Raw genomic sequence first — 17,790 nt, 5'->3', positions numbered from 1 at the left:
GCGATGCCAACCAAAGTCGAAACCTCGACGCCGCCCGGCACGCCGACCCCGATCGGCCCCTACAGCCACATCGCCAAGGTCGGGCAGTTCATCACCATCGGCGGCACCGCCGGCGTCGATCCGGCGACCGGCCAGCTCGCCGGTCCCGACGTCGCCGCGCAGACGCGGCAGATCCTGAACTCCTTCCGCGTGATGCTGCAATCCGTGGGATCGGATCTCGATCACGTGCTGCACATCAATATCTTCCTGCTGGAGATGGCGGACTTCGAGGCGATGAACGTGGCCTATGTCGAAATGATGGGCGCGCACCGCCCCGCGCGCACGGTGATCGGGGTCGCCGAACTCCCGAAGCCCGGCGTGCGGCTCACGATGAATCTCACCGCGGTCGCGCCCTGAGTCTCGAACCTGCCGCCACACTCCACCGTCATCCCGGCGCTAGGCGCCGGGATCCACGCCTTGGCGGCGTGAAGAAAGGAAGGCGTGGATCCCGGGACCAAGTCCCGGGATGACGGAGATAGTCTTCAGAGACCCGCCGCTGCTTTGGCTATCGAAATAGCGTTCTCGAACATCGCCGGCGTCAGCACGCCGGTATTCGTGTTGTAGCGCGAGCAGTGATAGCTATCGACCAGGGTGAGGCCGCAATTCAGCATATGCGTCGCCGCATGCGCGAACTTGAAGCGGCTCTTCTTCTCGCCCAGCGCCTTCAGCGCCGCGTCATGCGCAATGGCGCCCAGGGCCAGCATCACCTTGGCGTTTGAGGCCAGGATCTCCGGTTTGAGGAACTGGTTGCAGGTGGTGATCTCGACCGGCAGCGGCTTGTTCTGCGGCGGCACGCAGCGCACCGAATTCACGATCCGGCAGTTCACCAGCTGCAGCGTATCGTCCGGCCGCTCCTCGTAGCTGCCGGTGGCAAGCCCCAGCTTCAGCAAGGTCGCGAACAGGAGATCGCCGGCCCAGTCGCCGGTGAAGGGCCGCCCCGTCCGGTTGGCGCCGTGCAGGCCGGGCGCCAGGCCGACGATCAGCAGCTTCGCGTCATGCGGCCCGAAGCAGGGCACCGGCGCGTTGAAGTAATCCGGCAAGGCCGCACGGTTGGCGTCGCGGAAATCCTTCAGCCGCGGGCAGAGTGGGCAATCGGCGTCCGGCTCCACGGTCTTCAGGCGCCACGATCCTCGGTCGCAGGCTCTGGAGCCGGGCTCCTCGCGTCATTGCCTTGCGGCTTCGCCGCATGCTGCCGGGCGATTTCAGGCATCAGCTCCGTGAGCTCGACGAACACATCCGCTTGCCGGCGCAATTCGTCCGCCACCATCGGCGGCTGCGATTTCACGGTCGAGACCACCGAGACCCGCACGCCGCGGCGCTGCACCGCCTCGACCAGCCGGCGGAAATCGCCGTCGCCGGAGAACAGCACCACGTGGTCGAGCTTGTCCGACATCTCCAGCACGTCGATCGCCAGCTCGATGTCCATGTTGCCCTTGATCTTGCGCCGGCCGGAAGCGTCGGTGAATTCCTTGGTCGGCTTGGTCACCATGGTGAAGCCGTTGTAATCCAGCCAGTCCACCAGCGGCCGCAACGGCGAGTATTCCTGGTCCTCGATCAGCGCCGTGTAGTAGAAGGCGCGAATGAGCCGGCATTGCTCCTGGAAGTATTTCAGCAGCCGCTTGTAGTCGATGTCGAAGCCGAGCGCCCGGGCTGCGGCATGCAGATTGGCGCCGTCGATGAAGAGCGCCACGCGCTCCTCCGGATAAAAACGCGTCGTCATATGAATTGTCCTTCCCAGGAAATCGCTTTAAGTATCGGCCGCCGCTTATGAGCGGCGTGCGACCTAGTAAAATCACGCCGGTTGCGCATTTCAACCGCGATTTTGGCACCATCGATACGGGTTCGATATGTCCAAGGCTGGCGTCTATATCGGCCTCGGCGCCAATCTGCCGAGCCCCGAACACGGCTCGCCGCGCGCGGCGCTCGAGGCGGCGATGCGTGTATTGGAAGCGCGCGGCCTCACGATCGTCGCGCGCTCGCCGCTCTACGAATCAGAACCCGTGCCGGTCTCGGACCAGCCCTGGTACCTCAATGCCGTGATCGAGGTGGCGACCGAGCTGCCGCCCGAGCATGTCCTCGCCTTGCTGCATTCGGTTGAAAATGCCTTCGGCCGGGTCCGCAACATCCGCAACGAGCCCAGGGTGCTGGATCTCGACCTGCTGGACCATCGCGGGACCTTGCGCCAAGGGCCGGATTCGCCCCTGCTGCCGCATCCGCGCCTCGCCGATCGCGCCTTCGTGCTCATGCCCCTGCGGGACATCGCACCCCGCTGGCGCCACCCGGTCAGCGGCCTTACACCGGCTGAATTGTTGGAATCATTGCCGGAAGCCCAGCGGATCCGCCGCCTGGCGCCCTGAATCCGGCGCCTTGCGCGCGCTGCATGGCCTGACCCCGCCCGCGCAACTGGACTCGCGCGTTCATAAACAATATATTCGTTACAACAACTTGGCTTCGTTCTTGGAGATTGTCTGGAATGGCACGCGTTACAGTTGAAGATTGCGTCATGAAGGTTCCCAACCGCTTCGACCTGGTGATGGTCGCGGCGCAGCGCGCGCGGGAGATTTCCGCCGGTGCGCAGCTCACCCTTGAGCGCGACAACGACAAGAACCCGGTCGTGGCCCTGCGCGAGATCGCCGACGAGACCGTGAACATTGCCTCGCTCTCTGAATCGGTCGTGACCGGCCTGCAGAAGCATGTCGAGAACGACGAGCCGGAAGAGGAAGGCCAGGGCTTCGGCGTCGGCGCCGGCGAGGACATGCTGGCGGAAATGCAGCAGGCCCAGATCTCCGAAGAGGATGCCGAGGACGCCGACATGGCGATCGACGGCGAGTTCGAAGATGCCGCCGAGGCCGAGGGCACAGAGGACTGAGCGGGACGAGGCGAGGCGCAAGCCTCGCGGGCTTCGCCGGTTCGGCGAGGCACTGGGATCGCTTGTAGGCGGATCGATCACTGGAGGGAATGGGCGATCGAAGCGTGCTGCTGACCAGGCTCTCGGCGTTTCGCAACGGGATGCGAGTGACGCGACTGGGGTGGAAACCACCCCTCGGGAGTTTGGTGCTGAAGTGTCGATGATTCGTCAGTTCGAGCTGGTCGAACGAGTGAAAGCCTACGATCCAGGCGCGGATGAGGACACCCTCAACCGCGCCTATGTTTTTTCGATGAAGGCGCATGGCTCGCAGTCCCGCGCTTCCGGCGATCCCTATTTCTCCCACCCGCTCGGCGTCGCCGAGATCCTGACGCGGTTGAAGCTCGACACCGCCTCGATCGTCACCGGCCTGCTGCACGACACCGTCGAGGATACCGAGGCGACGCTCGAGGAGATCGAGGAGCTGTTCGGCGCCGAGATCGGGCGGCTGGTGGACGGCGTCACCAAGCTTTCCCGTCTCGAATTGCAGTCCGACAACACCAAGCATGCGGAGAATTTCCGCAAGCTGGTGCTGGCGATGTCGAACGACATCCGCGTGCTGCTGGTGAAGCTGGCCGACCGCCTGCACAACATGCAGACGCTGCACTTCATCAAGGCGCCGGAGAAGCGCCGGCGGATCGCCGTCGAGACCATGGAGATCTATGCCCCGCTTGCCGAGCGCATGGGCATGCACCAGCTCAAAGACGAGCTGGAGAACCTCGCCTTCGCCGAGGTCAATCCCGACGCCTACCAGTCGATCACCCAGCGGCTGCAGTTCCTGCGCGAGCAGGGCACCGACTTGAGCAACAAGGTGGTGGCCGAGCTCGAGAAGGTGCTGAAGGAGCAGGGCGTCGCCTGCACCGTGTCGGGGCGCGAAAAGACGCCTTACTCGATCTGGCGCAAGATGCAGAAGAAGCAGGTCGAGTTCGAGCAGCTCTCGGACATCATGGCCTTCCGCGTCATGGTCGAGGACGTGCCGACCTGCTACCAGGCCTTGGGCGTGCTGCACAGCAGCTATTCGATGATCCCGGGCCGCTTCAAGGACTTCATCTCGACGCCGAAGCCGAACGACTACCAGTCGCTGCACACCGGCATCATCGGCCCGCACCGCCTCAGGATCGAGGTGCAGATCCGCACCCGCCAGATGCACGAGGTCGCCGAGATGGGCGTCGCGGCGCATTGGGGCTACAAGCAGGGCCTGGAGAAGATCGACGGCCGGCAATACCGCTGGCTGCGCGAGCTGCTGGACATCCTGGAGCACGCGTCCGGCCCGGAAGAATTCCTCGAGCACACCAAGCTCGAGATGTTCCAGGACCAGGTGTTCTGCTTCTCGCCGAAGGGCGATCTGATCGCCCTGCCGCGCGGCGCCTGCCCGGTCGATTTCGCCTATGCGGTCCACTCCGAGATTGGCGACCGCTGCGTCGGCGCCAAGATCAACGGCCGCATCGTGCCCTTGCGCACCGTGCTGACCAACGGCGACCAGGTCGAGATCGTGACCTCGCGGGCGCAGACGCCCTCGCCGACCTGGGAACGCTTCGTCGTCACCGGCAAGGCCCGCGCCTGCATCCGCCGCTTCATCCGCACCCAGCAGCGCAACCAGTATGTCGAGCTGGGCCGGGCGCTGCTCTCCAAGGAATTCCAGCACGGCGGCTACGAATATTCCGACAAGGCGATCGACGGCGTGCTGAAGAAGTTCAAGGCCGACGCCGCCGACGACCTGATCGCCCAGGTGGGTGAGGGCCTGGTCACCGCCCGCGAGGTCATGGTCGCGGTCTTCCCCGGCTCGCGCACGCCGGTGGCGCCGCCGGAAAAGGTGGTGCCGATCGGCCGCCAGCGCCAGAAGGCGAAAGGCGGCGCCTTCGCGCTGCCGATCCGCGGCTTGATCCCCGGCATGGCGGTGCATTTCGCCGGCTGCTGCCATCCGCTGCCCGGCGACCGCATCGTCGGCATCGTCACCACCGGCAAGGGCGTCACCATCCACACCATCGACTGCGAGACCCTGGAAGGCTTCGCCGATACGCCGGAGCGCTGGATCGACGTCTCATGGGAGAAGGACAACGACGGCGACGACAGCTTCCACACCGGCCGCCTCAACGTGGTGATCGCGAATCAACTGGGTTCGTTGGGGTCCCTCACGACGGTGATCGGCAAGAACAACGGCAATATCATGAACCTGAAGATCGTCAACCGCTCGACCGACTTCTTCGAGATCCTGATCGACGTCGAGGTGAAGGACGTAAAGCACCTCACCCACATGATCGCCGCCCTCCGCGCCACCCCCAACATCAACTCGGTCGAACGCGCCCGGGGTTGATTCTACGGACAGACCCCTCACCCCCCCGGACGAATGTCCGCATTCGCGGACGGGGCCCTCTCCCGCAGGGGGAGAGGGGGATCTCGTAGCTGCGGCCTATGAAAGCAAACTCCCTTCATACATGGTGTGGGACAGGGTAGCCGTCAGGCGACACAGCCAATAGAATCCCCTCTCCCCTAGCGGGAGAGGGTCAGGGTGAGGGGTCGAAGACTCTGGCCCGGCGCAAACTCAACGCACACGGCACAAAGGAACCCCCACCATGCACCCACGCCCCTTTAGCCGCACCGGCTGGCAGGTCAACCCGATCGGCTTCGGCGCCTGGGCGATCGGCGCGGATTGGGGCGCGGTGTCCGACCAGGACGCCGAGGCGGCGCTCAACGCCGCGTTGGACAAGGGCGTCAACTTCATCGACACCGCCGACGTCTACGGCATGGGCCGCTCCGAGAAGCTCATCGCCAGGGTGCTCAAGAGCCGCGGCGGCAAGAAGGACATCGTCGTCGCCACCAAGGCCGGCCGCAAGCTCAGCCCGCATGTCGCCGAGGGCTACACGGTCCCCGCTATCACCGGCTTCGTCGAGCAGTCGCTGAAGAACCTGGAAGTCGACGCCCTCGACGTGCTGCAGCTGCATTGCCCGCCGACCCCGGTCTATGCCAACGCGGCCTTGTTCGACGGGCTCGAGAAGCTGGTGCAGGCCGGCAAGCTCAAATACTACGGCGTCAGCGTCCAGGATGTGGACGAGGCGGTGAAGGCGATGGACTATCCGATCGTCAGCATCCAGATCATCTTCAACATGCTGCGGCAGAAGCCGATCGACAAACTCTTCGACCTCGCCAAGCAGAAAAACGTCGCGATCATCGCCCGCGTGCCGCTGGCCAGCGGCTTGCTCACCGGCAAGATGAAGCCCGACACCAAATTCGGCCAGGACGACCACCGCAACTACAACATCCATGGCAAAGCCTTCGACGTCGGCGAGACTTTCTCCGGCGTGCCCTATGACGTCGGCCTGGCCGCGGTCGAGAAGCTGCGTCCGCTCGTCCCCGGCGGCACCGCGATGGCCGCCTGGGCCCTGCGCTGGATCCTGATGCATGACGCCGTCACCGTCGCGATCCCCGGCGCCAAGAACGTGGTGCAGGCCGAGAGCAACGCCGCCGCCGGTGATCTTCCGGCGCTGACCAAAGAGCAGATGGTGGCGGTGCGCGAGGTCTACGACGCCGACATCCGCCCGCTCGTGCATCACCGCTGGTGATTGCCCATGATCATCGGCATCGGCAATGACATCATCGACATCCGGCGCATCGAGAAGACCATCGCGCGCTTCGGCGACAAGTTCATCCAGCGGATCTTCACGCCGGTCGAGCAGGCGAAATCCGACCGCCGCGCCAACCGCGCCGCCTCCTATGCGAAACGCTACGCGGCGAAGGAGGCGTGCTCGAAAGCGCTCGGCACGGGCTTCCGCGCCGGCATCTTCTGGAAGGATATGGGTGTCGTAAATCTGCCCAGCGGCAAGCCGACCATGGCCCTGACCGGCGGCGCATTGGAGCGCCTCAAAACCATCACCCCTCCCGGCATGGTCCCGCAGATCGACGTGTCCATCACGGACGAGGAGGAGATGGCCTACGTGATCGTGATCATCTCGGCCAATCCGGCCTAACACGCGCTGTCTCAGCATACTCTGCCGTCATCCCGGCGCTAGGCGCCGGGATCCACGCCTTGGGTGACGCACGATAGGAAGGCGTGGATCCCGGGACCAAGTCCCGGGATGACGGAGTCTATTGCGCCTCCGAGTATGACCTGGACACATCACGTTCGCAGCGCGACGATCCAGTCATGTCGGGCTGGGTCTACATCATGACCAACAAACGCAACGGCACGCTCTACGTCGGTGTGACTGCGCGCATGGCAGCGCGGGCCTGGGAACACAAGACCGGCGCTGTGCCCGGCTTCACCAAGAAATATGGCTTGAAGATGCTCGTTTATGCCGAGCCCCACGACCGCATTGAAGCAGCGATCTACCGCGAGAAGACGATCAAGAACTGGACCCGTGCGCGCAAGATCCGACTGATCGAGTCCATGAATCCCCACTGGAAGGATCTCTACGACCAAATCCTCTGACGCAATGGCTCACCCTCACCGCTACTACGCCGTCATGCCGGGACTTGGTCCCGGGATCCACGCCTTCTTCCGAGCAAATGCCCAAGGCGTGGATCCCGGCGCCTAGCGCCGGGATGACGAGCGAGAGAACGTCAAGGCTCCGATCTGGCGACGCCCTCAGAACGCGATCTTCCAGCTGCCGTCGGCGACCTTGCACAGCGGCAGGGTGAAGGTCTTGCCGCCGCCGGCGGTGAAGCTGTGCTTCACGGTCTGGCATTCCATGCCGTTCTTCTCGAACAGCTCCAGCACCTCGACACGGCCGGCGCGGCCGCTGGCGGAGCTCCAATCCGCCGTGGCGCCGGCCTTCTTCTGGTCCACCGCCGCCTGCAGCGCGCCCTTCATCTGCGTCATGTCCTCGTCGCTCATGCCGACGGAGTCCTTGAACCAGGGCGCCAGCATCTGCGCCGAGGCCGGCGCGGCGAGGGCGGCGATCGCCGCGGCGATGGTCGCGGACAGAAAGGCCTTGCGGAGATCCTGCATCTCTTCCCCCTGTGGTGCGGTGCCTTGGATGGGCAAACGTTGGCACCGCCCCCCGGACCGCACAATTTGGACCAAGGGGCTAGGGGGCTAGGGGGCTAGCCCCAGACCGATCGCGCGACGGCCAGCGCCGCGAAGATCGCGACCAGCGAGCCCAGGACCGACAGCAGGAGATAGGCCGCCGCACCGCCCGTCGCGCCGCCTTCCCAGAGCGTCGCGAAATCCAGCGAGAAGGCGGAGAAGGTGGTGAAGCCGCCGAGCACGCCGGTGGTGAGGAAGAGCCGCCAGTGCTGGCTCATCGACCCGAACACGCCCTCGCCGCCGCGGAAGGCGAAGTAGCCGGCGATCAACCCCATCGCCAGCGAGCCCAGGATGTTGACGGTCATGGTGGCATAGGGGAAATCCGCGCCCGCCAGCCGCAAGCCGAGCGTGTTCGCGCCATGTCGCAGCATGCCGCCGATGCCCGCACCGATGAAGACGATCACATAGAGCATTCCAAACTCCTCTCACCCGCCGCGCGGAAACGCGGCGGCAATTTCGCGGCATGAACGAGGGCAGGTGGGGGATTTCGGACAGACTCCCACCGTGCGCTCGCCCGGTAGGAGCCATCAGCCGCTACATCCTGTCGCGGCGGTTCGGCGGCTTAGCGTGGGCCGCCCGGGGGACTCCATCCCCATCGCCGCGCAAGCTAACGGAGCCATGTGGCCCTGTCAAAGCGGCCCTGTCCCCGCCGCCGGGCGGCCCGCCGCGCTCGGCTTGACTTTCCACCGGTCGGATGGCTTGATCCGCCGGAACGCCGCGGGAACCAGGGCGCATGGAAAAACCGGAACGGAAACAACAAGTTATGGCGAAACCTGAGTCCGGGAGTCTCCGCGAGATCTGGGAGCTCTTGAAGACCTTGTTCTGGGCCATCGTGATCGCGATCGGTGTCCGGACCTTCGCCTTCGAGCCGTTCAACATCCCCTCGGGCTCGATGATTCCGACCCTGCTGATCGGCGACTATCTCTTCGTCTCGAAGACCGCCTACGGCTACAGCAAGTATTCCTTCCCCTGGGGGCTGGCGCCGTTCGAGGGGCGGGTCTGGGCGGATGACCCGAAGCGCGGCGACGTCGTCGTGTTCCGCCCGCCCGGCGAACCCGACACCGATTTCATCAAGCGTGTGATCGGCCTGCCCGGCGACCGCATCCAGATGAAGCAGGGCGTGCTCTACATCAACGGCGAGGCGGTGAAGCGCGAGCGCATCGCCGACTTCCAGTACACCACGCCGGACGACCAGGTCGGCCGCCCGGTGGCGCAGTACATGGAGACGCTGCCCGGCGGCGTCACGCACCAGATCATCGAGACCCAGGGCGACGCCGGGCGCTACGACAACACGCCGGTCTATGTCGTGCCCAAGGGCGAGTTCTTCATGATGGGCGACAACCGCGACAACTCTAACGACAGCCGCCCGGGGTCCTGGGAGAGGATCTACTTCGAGAACGGCTCGCCCGAGGAGATCCTCAACAAGATCCAGGCGACCGAGATCGCCGATCCCGCCCTGCTCGACAAGGTCGGTTTCGTGCCGGCGCAGAACCTGATCGGCCCGGCCAAGATCCTGTTCTGGTCCTACGACGACACGTTCAAGCTCAGCAACCCGATCACCTGGGTGACCGCGCTCCGCTGGCAGCGTCTCCTGAATTTCATCGACTGAGTTTCGGTGGGATGACGGGGGGAGGAACGACAGCCAGGCGCGAGACCGCAACGGATCTCCGCGACCTGATGGCGGCGCTGGACTACGGCTTCAAGGACCCGGAGCTGCTGCGCATCGCCCTGATGCATCCGAGCGCGGTCTCGACCGGCCGCGGCAAGCTGCGCAAGAAGCATGAACGGAGCGCCGACAACCAGCGCCTGGAATTTTTGGGCGACCGCGTGCTCGGCATCGTCATCGCCGAGATGCTGTTCCGCGCTTTCCCCGACGAGGACGAGGGCGCGCTGGCGCGCCGCCTCGCCGCGCTGGTCAAGCAGGACAGTCTCGACGCGGTGGCGCGCGAGATCGCGCTCGGCCGCTATCTCACCATCTCCCGCGGCGAGGAGGAGGGCGGGGGTCGCGCCAATCCCGCCATCCTCGCCGATGCCTGCGAGGCGCTGATCGGCGCCATCTATCTCGACGGCGGGCTCGAAGCCGCGCGCGGCTTCGTCGAGCGCCACTGGCGCCCGAAGATGGATGCCGAAGCGAAGCCACCGCAGGACGCGAAGACCGCGCTGCAGGAATGGGCTCAGGCCGCGGGCCTCGCGCTGCCGCTCTACACCGTGGTGAAGAGCGAAGGCCCGCCGCATGATCCGGTCTTCGAGGTCGAGGTCACCGTCGCCGGCCAGGAGCCGGCCTCGGCCCGGGGCCGTTCCAAACGTGCGGCGGAACAGGCGGCGGCCAAGCGCCTGCTGGATCGGGTGGGCGCATGACCGAGCCCGCCTCACCCCCGGTCAGTCCCCCGGGCAGTCCCCCGGGCAGTCGTTGCGGCTTCGTCGCCATCCTGGGCGCGCCCAATGCCGGCAAGTCGACCTTGGTCAACCGCGCGGTCGGCCAGAAGGTCTCGATCGTCAGCCCCAAGGTGCAGACCACGCGCAGCCGCGTGCTCGGCATCGTCACCCAGGGTGCCACGCAGATCGTGCTGATCGACACGCCCGGCATCTTCGCGCCGCGCCGGCGGCTGGATCGCGCCATGGTGGCCGCCGCCTGGGGCGGCGCCGCCGATGCCGACCAGGTCGTGCTGATCGTCGACGCCGCCCGCAAGGGTCTCGACGACGAGACCCGCAACATCATCGCCGGGCTTAAGCAGCAGAACCGCAAGGTCATCCTCGCGCTCAACAAGATCGACATCGTGAAGCGCGAGAAGCTGCTGAGCCTCACCGCCGAATTGAACGCCGAAGGCGTCTTCACCGACACCTTCATGATCTCCGCCGAGACCGGCGACGGCGTCGACGACCTCATGACCACGCTCGCCCAGCGCATGCCGCAAGGCCCGCATCACTATCCGGACGACCAGGTGACCGACGCGCCGATGCGCAGCCTCGCCGCCGAGATCACCCGCGAGCAGCTGTTCCGCCAGTTGCAGCAGGAGCTGCCCTATGCGCTGACCGTCGAGACCGATTCCTGGGAGGAGTTCAACGACGGCAGCGCCAAGATCCAGCAGACCATCTTCGTCGCCCGCGACAGCCAGAAGGCGATCGTGGTCGGCAAAGGCGGCGCGCGGATCAAGGAGGTCCGCGAGGCGGCGCAGCGCGAGATGGAGGAGATGATGGAGCGCAAGGTCCACCTCTTCCTCTTCGTCAAGGTCCGCGAGAACTGGGCCGACGACCCCGAGCGCTTCCGCGCCCTGGGCCTGGACTGGGAGGCCTAGCCGGGCCTATCCTCAAGGCCGGGGGACGCTCACTGGCAGGAGGTGAGCCCATGACCATCCAGGCCATCGGCGCCGGCGCGGCGCTCAACGCAACGGCTCCCGCGGCACAGACCGCGAAGCCCGGCAGCGCGGCCGAGCGGACCGATCCCACGGCCTCGACCATCATCATCAGCCGCGTCACCGTGACCAACCCCGACGGCTCGACCACCACGACCATCACCTATGCCGACGGCCATACCAAGATCGAGACCACGCCGCCCAAATTCGCCGCGGGTTCTTACAACGGGGCGGAGGGCGAAGGCCGCGTCACCGCGGTCGATATCCTGGCTTGAAGACCCGGGGCTAAATCCCATCTTCCACGGCGCGGCAGACCGGCTATCTTCGCTGCCATGGACGAGGAGGAGTCTTAAGGCTGTGCAAACCCCCGCTTTCTACGACACTTTGTTCGGCGACCTGCCGCTCACCGACTGGGCGCAGCACGGCAACAAGCTGGAGGGCGAGCCCTGGGCCGGCTTCGCCCGCGCCGCCGAGGCGCGCGCCGCCGGGCAGATCGCCCAGGCCTGCCGCGCGCTGGTCGAGATCACCCGGCTGCCCGACCTCGACAGCCGCCACTATCTCCAGGCCTGGAGCGGCTTGCGCGAGCTGAACTGCCCCGAGGGCCGATCCGGCGAGCGCGAGATCCTGGGTGTGATCATCGAGGCGCATGCCGATCACGGCGAGACCGGCCACGACATCCTCGCGGTCTATGCCGACGGCAGCGCGCTCTATCTCGACCATGCCGGCGCGGTCACCACTTGGCCGGCGGAGGACCCGAAGCTCGAGGAGGAGATCGACGCGGTGCTGAAGGCCGCCGCCGACATCCTGCCGAAGATCGGCCCCTGGAACGAGAAGCGCCTGCCGCCGCCGGAGCAGGGCAACGTGCGCCTCAATCTGCTGACCCCGATCGGCCTCTGCTTCGGCGAAGGCCCCTTCGCCGCGATCGCCCGCGACCCCGTCGGCGGCCCGCTGGTGAAGGCCGGCGCCGTGCTGGTGCACCGCCTGCAGCAGCAGCCGAAGGCGACGGTGAACTGACGACCTGATGGATTTCACCGACGACGCGATCGTGCTCAGCGCCCGCCGCCATGGCGAGGCCAATGCCGTGCTCTCGGTCTTGACGCGCGAGCACGGCCGGCATCTCGGGCTGGTCAAGGGCGGCACCTCGCGGCGGCAGCGGCCGATGCTGGAGATCGGCAATCGGCTGAAAGTCACCTGGCGCGCGCGCCTCGAAGAGCAGCTCGGCAATTTCACCGCCGAGCCGGTCGACGCCGTCTCTGCGGTGCTGCTCGACGATCCCTTGAAGCTCGCCGCCCTGGCCGCGGCTTGCGCCGTCGCCGACGTGGTGCTGCCCGAGCGCGAGCCGCATGAGGACGTCTACCAGGCGACCGCGACCCTGATCTCCGCCATCACCGGCGACGACCCCCACTGGCCGGCCGATTACGTGCGCTGGGAACTGGCGCTGCTGACGGCACTCGGCTTCGGCCTCGATCTCTCGAAATGCGCGGTGACCGGCGACGCCGACGACTTGACCTTCGTCAGCCCGAAGACCGGCCGCGCGGTCAGCCGCGCCGGCGGCCAGGGCTATGCCGACCGGCTGCTGCCGCTGCCGAAGTTCCTTCTGGAGCGCGCCGAACCCATGGGCGTCACGCAGTGGGGGCGCAGCGACCTGCTGGCGGGATTGCGCCTGACCGGCTATTTTCTCGACCGCCACGTCCTGCACGGCCCGATCACCGACAAGCGCTGGGAGGCGCGGTCGCGCTTCATCGACCGGCTGGCCGCATCCAAGTCCTGAGGGGTTCCATGTCCAACCAGCATATCGCCGTGATCGGCGCCGGCATCGTCGGTGTCTCCGCGGCGCTTCACCTGCAGCGCGACGGCCGGCGCGTGACCTTGATCGACGAGCGCAACCCGGGCGAGGGCACCTCGAAGGGCAACGCCGCGGTGCTGGCGATCGATTCCTGCGCGCCGGTCGCGACCCCCGGCGTGATGTGGGACGTGCCGAAATATCTCAAGGACCCGCTCGGGCCGCTGGCGATCCGCTGGTCGTACTTGCCGAAGATCGCGCCCTGGCTGCTGCGCTTCGTCGCCGCCTCCAAGCCCGAGCGCGTCGAGGAGATCTCGATCGCATTGCGCGCGATCCTGCTCCGCGCCACCGCGGTGCACCGCGATCTCGCCCGCGCCATCAACGAGACCGCGATCCTGAAGGAGACCGGCTGGCTCGGCGTCTTCGAGAGCGACAAGAAATTCGAATCCTACCAATGGGACCTCGACTTGCAGAAGCGCCGCGGCGTCCCCTTCCAGGTGATGAAGCAGGAGGAGATCCGCCAGTTCGAGCCTTCGCTGCAGCCGATCTTCCGCCACGCGGTCTACTACCCGGAGAATTCCTACGTCCTCGACAATTTCCGCCTGGTGCGCGAGGCCGCCCGCGTCTTCGCCGAGAACGGCGGCAGCATCGTGAAGCAACGCGTCACCGGCTTCGACCTCGGCCCGAAAGGCCCGAGCGCGGTGAAGACCGAGACCGGCAGCATCGCCTGCGACGGCGTCGTCGTCGCCGCCGGGGCCTGGTCGAAGGCGCTCACTGCCATGCTCGGCCACAAGGTGCCCCTGGATACCGAGCGCGGCTATCACGTGACCCTGCCCAATGCGCAGAAGATGCCGCGCATGCCGCTCTATTCCGGCGACCATTCCTTCGCGGTGACGCCGCTCGAAGTCGGCCTGCGCTTCGCCGGCACGGTGGAACTGGGCGGCCTCGAGGCCGCGCCGAACTACGACCGCGCCGAGATCCTGATGAAACACGGCCGCCGCATGTTCGGCGACTTGAACGAGGAAGGCCGCAGCAACTGGATGGGCTTTCGCCCCTCGATGCCGGACTCGCTCCCGGTGATCAGCCAGGGCCGCCGCTACAAGAACACCTGGTTCGCCTATGGCCACGGCCATCTCGGCCTCACCCTCGGCCCGGTCACCGGCAAGATCATCGCCGACCTGGTCGCGGGAAGGGACGCGGGCCTCGACCTGAAGCCCTTCGCCATCGACCGCTTCTGAGCGCTGGATCTTCTGTCAGCGCGCGGCTTGCCATCGCTCCGGCTGCATCAACCCCCATCCCCACCCGCCCCCATCTTGGGGGCGGGAAGAGGGAGGCAGCGATCGCGCGTGGAGACAATCGTCGCGGTCTCGTGCCGCAGCCTTCCTAAAACCCCCTCCCCAAGATGGGGGAGGGCTGGGGAGGGGGTTGATGCAGCCGTGATGCTCCAGAACCTGCGCGCCGGATGATCCAGCGCTCCTGCGCCTACTGGATATAAGCCCCGAGCTTCGGGCAGGCCTGCAGCAGCGCCGCGTTGAATCCCGTGGCATCGACCTTCAGCTTCGGCCCCTTGAATCCGGCCTGCGTGCCGGTGGCGATCGCCTGCTTGAAATCGTCGGAGATCAGGCTCATCACCACGTCGGCCGAGCAGCTGCAATTCTCCTGCAGCGCGGTGCCGGCGCCGAAGCGCGCATCGGCCATGCATTTGCCATAGGCGCCGTCGCGGATCTGCTGCCAGGCCAGCGCCGCGTCGTTCTGCGCCGCGGCCGGCACCGCCCAGAGCAAGGCGGCTGTCAGGAAAAGCACAAGGCGGCGCGGCATTCCAATCCTCTGAAAGCTGGCGATTCGGCCCCGCATTCTCAGGCTTTGCGGCGCGAAGAAAAGCGTTTTTCGCCCCGCCCGGTGTAAAAACTGCGGCATCGCAGGGAACGCCGGCCCCCGTTTCCTTGTTTCCAGACTCGCGTTCCCGCAAACGCCCCTCTCGCGAACCAGAAACGGATAAAAACCCATGCGCAAGCTGCTCCTTTCCCTCGCCGCCCTCGCCGGCCTGCTGGCCGTCGGTGCCTGCACCGGGATGAACAACTGCACCGGCAACGGCTTCGAGAATCCCGAATACTGCAAGGAAACCCTGAAACCCAACGCCGGCCCCTACGCCCATCACAACGAAGCGATGTAGGCCGCAGAGCGTCCGCGCACCCGTCGACCCCTCACCGCTGGGTGAGACGGCTACCACTGCTTACGCGCGGAGCGCGGATAAAACCCCCTCTCCCCCGCCGACGAATGTCGGCCTACGCCGACGGCGCGGGAGAGGGCGGGGTGAGGGGTCGACGGGTCTATCCGTGCGACTTGACGTGAAAGCCCGAGGGCCTATCCATAGGCCGAATCCCGTCAGCTTTCCCCGAGTCGTGAGTAGAGATGGCCAGAAGACCCCGCGCCGAAGCCCCGAAACGCGATCCCAACGAAGGGATCAAGCCGACCAACCTCGCCGACGCGCTGGGCCAGCGCTATCTCTCTTACGCGCTCTCGACCATCACCTCGCGCTCGCTCCCGGACGTGCGCGATGGCCTCAAGCCCGTCCATCGCCGCATCCTCTACGGCATGAGCATCATGCGGCTCAACCCCGGCACCGCCTACAAGAAATCCGCCCGCGTGGTCGGCGACGTCATGGGCAAATACCATCCGCATGGCGACAGCGCGATCTACGACGCGATGGCGCGCCTGGCGCAGGATTTCGCCGTGCGCTACCCGATGGTCGACGGCCAGGGCAATTTCGGCTCGATCGACGGCGATAACCCCGCCGCCATGCGCTACACCGAGGCTCGCCTCACCGAGGCCGCGGCCCTGATGCTGCAATCGCTCGACGAGGACACGGTCGACTTCCGCTTGAACTACGACGGCACCGAGCAGGAGCCCGCCGTCCTCCCCGCCGCTTTCCCGAACCTGCTGGCAAATGGTGCGACGGGCATCGCGGTCGGCATGGCGACCAACATCCCGCCGCACAACGTCGCCGAGATCTGCGACGCGCTTTCGCACCTCCTGAAATTCCCCAACGCCCGGGTCGACAAGCTGGTGGACTTCATCAAGGGCCCCGACTTCCCGACCGGCGGCATCGTGGTGGAGAGCCGCGAGACCATCGTCGAGGCCTATAAGACCGGCCGCGGCTCCTTCCGCATCCGCGCCAAGTGGGAGAAGGAGGAGCTGAAGGGCGGCGCCTACCAGGTCGTCGTCACCGAGATCCCCTACCAGGTCGCGAAGTCGAAGCTGATCGAGCGCATCGCCGAGCTCCTGAACGAGAAGAAGCTGCCCTTCCTCGAGGACATCAACGACGAGAGCACCACCGACGTCCGCATCGTGCTGACGCCGAAGTCGCGCAACGTCGAGCCCGAGCACCTGATGGAGCAGCTCTACCGCTCCACCGACCTCGAGACCCGCTTCGGCCTCAACATGAACGTGCTTGACGCCAACCAGGTGCCGCGCGTCATGGCCTTGAACGAGGTGCTGAAGGCCTATCTCGACCATCGTCGGGAAGTCCTCCAGCGCCGCAGCAAGTTCCGCCTCGCCGAGATCGACCGCCGCCTCGAGATCCTCGAAGGCTATCTCGTCGCCTATCTCAACATCGACGAAGTCATTCGCATCATCCGGCACGAGGACGAGCCGAAGCCGGTGATGATGAAGAAGTGGAAGCTCACCGACCTCCAGGCGGAATCGATCCTCAACATGCGGCTCCGGGCCTTGCGCCGCCTGGAAGAGATCGAGATCAAGGGCGAGCACAAGAAGCTCACGGCAGAGAAGAAGGACTTGCAGGCGCTGCTGAAGTCCGAAGAGCTGCAATGGGACAAGATCGGCGAGGAGGTGAAGGACCTGAAGGCCCTCTACGGCCCGAAGACCGAGCTCGGCCGCCGCCGCACCGATTTCGGCGACGCCCCCTCGGCGGAGATCATCCCGCTGGAGGTGATGATCGAGCGCGAGCCGATCACCATCCTCTGCTCGCAGAAGGGCTGGATCCGCGCCATGAAGGGCCATGTCGAGCCCGAGGTCAGCGCCGACGCGAAATACAAGGAAGGCGACCGCGGCCGTTTCGAGCTCCGCGCCGAGACCACCGACAAGCTGCTGATCTTCGCGACCAACGGCAAGTTCTACACGATCGGCTGCGACAAGCTCCCCGGCGGCCGCGGCTTCGGCGAGCCGGTCCGCCTCTGGATCGACCTCGCCAACGAGCACGACATCGTCACCATGATGATCTACAAGCCCGGCCAGAAACTCCTGGTCGCCGGCCATGACGGCCGCGGCTTCATCGTGCCGACGGACGAACTCATCGCCCAGACCAAGAACGGCAAACAGGTGCTGAACGTCCCGGAAGGCGTCGAAGCCGTCGTCGCCACCCTGCTCCCGGAAAACGGCGACATGGTCGCCGTCATCGGCGAGAACCGCAAACTGCTGCTGTTCCCCTTGAGCGAAGTCCCGGAAATGAACCGCGGCCGAGGGGTGACCCTGCAGAAATACAAGGACGGCGGGTTGTCAGACGCCCGCGTCTACGCGAAGCGCGAAGGGTTGACGTGGAAGCTCGGCGAGAAGACGCGAACCGAGACGGATCTCAAGCTCTGGATCGGCCAGAGGGCCCAGGCCGGCAGGCTGCCGCCGAACGGGTTCCCGAAGAACAACAAGTTTGGGTGAGGTGGCGCAAACCTTA

General features: G+C 66.0%; 21 protein-coding genes and 1 riboswitch. Of the genes, 16 read left to right on the top strand and 5 right to left on the bottom strand.

Annotation, left to right across the window (positions count from 1 at the left end; all coding sequences use genetic code 11):
- Positions 1-3: 3 nt before the first annotated feature.
- Entirely contained in the window at positions 4-396 is a 393-nt protein-coding gene (locus ACYQ4T_RS12385; protein WP_459854354.1) for a RidA family protein, read from the top strand.
- A 125-nt stretch (positions 397-521) separates the two neighbouring features.
- Here the strand turns inward: ACYQ4T_RS12385 and ACYQ4T_RS12380 are convergent, their stop codons facing one another.
- Both ACYQ4T_RS12380 and ACYQ4T_RS12375 read right to left on the bottom strand, forming a co-directional pair.
- The gene (locus tag ACYQ4T_RS12380; protein WP_459854352.1) at positions 522-1,148 is read right to left on the bottom strand and encodes a uracil-DNA glycosylase; all 627 of its coding nucleotides are present in this window, start codon (positions 1,146-1,148) and stop codon (positions 522-524) included.
- 5 nt (positions 1,149-1,153) lie between these two features.
- Positions 1,154-1,759, bottom strand: a complete 606-nt coding sequence (locus tag ACYQ4T_RS12375; RefSeq protein ID WP_459854350.1) for a LabA-like NYN domain-containing protein — start codon at positions 1,757-1,759, stop codon at positions 1,154-1,156.
- Positions 1,760-1,886: 127 nt separating this feature from the next.
- Here ACYQ4T_RS12375 and folK point away from each other — a divergent pair, with 127 nt between their 5' ends.
- The 6 genes from folK to ACYQ4T_RS12345 all read left to right on the top strand — a co-directional run bounded on the left by folK (position 1,887) and on the right by ACYQ4T_RS12345 (position 7,370).
- Positions 1,887-2,396, top strand: a complete 510-nt coding sequence (folK, locus tag ACYQ4T_RS12370) for a 2-amino-4-hydroxy-6-hydroxymethyldihydropteridine diphosphokinase (protein WP_459854347.1) — start codon at positions 1,887-1,889, stop codon at positions 2,394-2,396.
- 116 nt (positions 2,397-2,512) lie between these two features.
- On the top strand, positions 2,513-2,908 hold the full coding sequence (rpoZ, locus tag ACYQ4T_RS12365; protein WP_395022415.1) for a DNA-directed RNA polymerase subunit omega: 396 nt from the start codon (positions 2,513-2,515) through the stop codon (positions 2,906-2,908).
- Between the two features lie 199 nt (positions 2,909-3,107).
- Positions 3,108-5,258: a RelA/SpoT family protein gene (locus ACYQ4T_RS12360; RefSeq protein WP_459855184.1), complete on the top strand. Its 2,151-nt coding sequence runs from the start codon at positions 3,108-3,110 to the stop codon at positions 5,256-5,258.
- A gap of 259 nt (positions 5,259-5,517) precedes the next feature.
- Positions 5,518-6,504, top strand: a complete 987-nt coding sequence (locus tag ACYQ4T_RS12355; protein ID WP_459854345.1) for an aldo/keto reductase — start codon at positions 5,518-5,520, stop codon at positions 6,502-6,504.
- A 6-nt stretch (positions 6,505-6,510) separates the two neighbouring features.
- On the top strand, positions 6,511-6,909 hold the full coding sequence (gene acpS, locus ACYQ4T_RS12350; RefSeq protein WP_459854342.1) for a holo-ACP synthase: 399 nt from the start codon (positions 6,511-6,513) through the stop codon (positions 6,907-6,909).
- A gap of 176 nt (positions 6,910-7,085) precedes the next feature.
- Positions 7,086-7,370 carry a GIY-YIG nuclease family protein gene (locus tag ACYQ4T_RS12345; RefSeq protein ID WP_459854339.1) on the top strand — a complete coding sequence of 95 codons (285 nt, stop codon included), beginning with the start codon at positions 7,086-7,088 and terminating at the stop codon, positions 7,368-7,370.
- A 156-nt stretch (positions 7,371-7,526) separates the two neighbouring features.
- On the opposite strand, the gene ACYQ4T_RS12340 is transcribed toward ACYQ4T_RS12345, so the two are convergent.
- Positions 7,527-7,889, bottom strand: a complete 363-nt coding sequence (locus tag ACYQ4T_RS12340) for a hypothetical protein (protein ID WP_459854337.1) — start codon at positions 7,887-7,889, stop codon at positions 7,527-7,529.
- A 95-nt stretch (positions 7,890-7,984) separates the two neighbouring features.
- Positions 7,985-8,380, bottom strand: coding sequence for a fluoride efflux transporter CrcB (gene crcB, locus ACYQ4T_RS12335; protein WP_459854334.1), 396 nt, complete (start codon positions 8,378-8,380; stop codon positions 7,985-7,987).
- 98 nt (positions 8,381-8,478) lie between these two features.
- A riboswitch (Fluoride riboswitch) is annotated at positions 8,479-8,570 on the bottom strand.
- 160 nt (positions 8,571-8,730) lie between these two features.
- On the opposite strand from crcB, the gene lepB reads away from it, so the two are divergent.
- The 7 genes from lepB to ACYQ4T_RS12300 all read left to right on the top strand — a co-directional run bounded on the left by lepB (position 8,731) and on the right by ACYQ4T_RS12300 (position 14,341).
- Positions 8,731-9,576, top strand: a complete 846-nt coding sequence (lepB, locus tag ACYQ4T_RS12330) for a signal peptidase I (protein WP_459854332.1) — start codon at positions 8,731-8,733, stop codon at positions 9,574-9,576.
- A gap of 11 nt (positions 9,577-9,587) precedes the next feature.
- Positions 9,588-10,325 carry a ribonuclease III gene (gene rnc / locus ACYQ4T_RS12325; protein ID WP_459854329.1) on the top strand — a complete coding sequence of 246 codons (738 nt, stop codon included), beginning with the start codon at positions 9,588-9,590 and terminating at the stop codon, positions 10,323-10,325.
- Positions 10,322-11,263, top strand: coding sequence for a GTPase Era (gene era, locus ACYQ4T_RS12320; RefSeq protein WP_459854326.1), 942 nt, complete (start codon positions 10,322-10,324; stop codon positions 11,261-11,263). The genes rnc and era overlap by 4 nt, the downstream gene beginning before the upstream one ends.
- 50 nt (positions 11,264-11,313) lie before the next feature.
- Positions 11,314-11,595, top strand: a complete 282-nt coding sequence (locus ACYQ4T_RS12315) for a hypothetical protein (RefSeq protein WP_459854324.1) — start codon at positions 11,314-11,316, stop codon at positions 11,593-11,595.
- 82 nt (positions 11,596-11,677) lie between these two features.
- A complete protein-coding gene (locus ACYQ4T_RS12310) occupies positions 11,678-12,334 on the top strand; it encodes a hypothetical protein (RefSeq protein WP_459854321.1) in 657 nt (218 codons plus the stop codon).
- A gap of 4 nt (positions 12,335-12,338) precedes the next feature.
- Positions 12,339-13,091 (top strand): DNA repair protein RecO, encoded by a 753-nt coding sequence (recO, locus tag ACYQ4T_RS12305; RefSeq protein WP_459855182.1) that lies wholly within the window; start codon positions 12,339-12,341, stop codon positions 13,089-13,091.
- A gap of 8 nt (positions 13,092-13,099) precedes the next feature.
- The gene (locus tag ACYQ4T_RS12300; protein WP_459854319.1) at positions 13,100-14,341 is read left to right on the top strand and encodes an NAD(P)/FAD-dependent oxidoreductase; all 1,242 of its coding nucleotides are present in this window, start codon (positions 13,100-13,102) and stop codon (positions 14,339-14,341) included.
- A gap of 244 nt (positions 14,342-14,585) precedes the next feature.
- On the opposite strand, the gene ACYQ4T_RS12295 is transcribed toward ACYQ4T_RS12300, so the two are convergent.
- Entirely contained in the window at positions 14,586-14,921 is a 336-nt protein-coding gene (locus tag ACYQ4T_RS12295; protein WP_459854317.1) for a hypothetical protein, read from the bottom strand.
- A 187-nt stretch (positions 14,922-15,108) separates the two neighbouring features.
- Between ACYQ4T_RS12295 and ACYQ4T_RS12290 the strand changes: the two genes are divergently transcribed.
- Both ACYQ4T_RS12290 and parC read left to right on the top strand, forming a co-directional pair.
- Positions 15,109-15,276: a hypothetical protein gene (locus ACYQ4T_RS12290; RefSeq protein WP_459854316.1), complete on the top strand. Its 168-nt coding sequence runs from the start codon at positions 15,109-15,111 to the stop codon at positions 15,274-15,276.
- 239 nt (positions 15,277-15,515) lie between these two features.
- On the top strand, positions 15,516-17,774 hold the full coding sequence (parC, locus tag ACYQ4T_RS12285; protein WP_459854314.1) for a DNA topoisomerase IV subunit A: 2,259 nt from the start codon (positions 15,516-15,518) through the stop codon (positions 17,772-17,774).
- Positions 17,775-17,790 lie beyond the last annotated feature (16 nt).

The sequence above is a fragment of the Dongia sp. agr-C8 genome (genome assembly GCF_054658695.1).
This window is presented reverse-complemented; position numbering and strand designations above follow the sequence as displayed.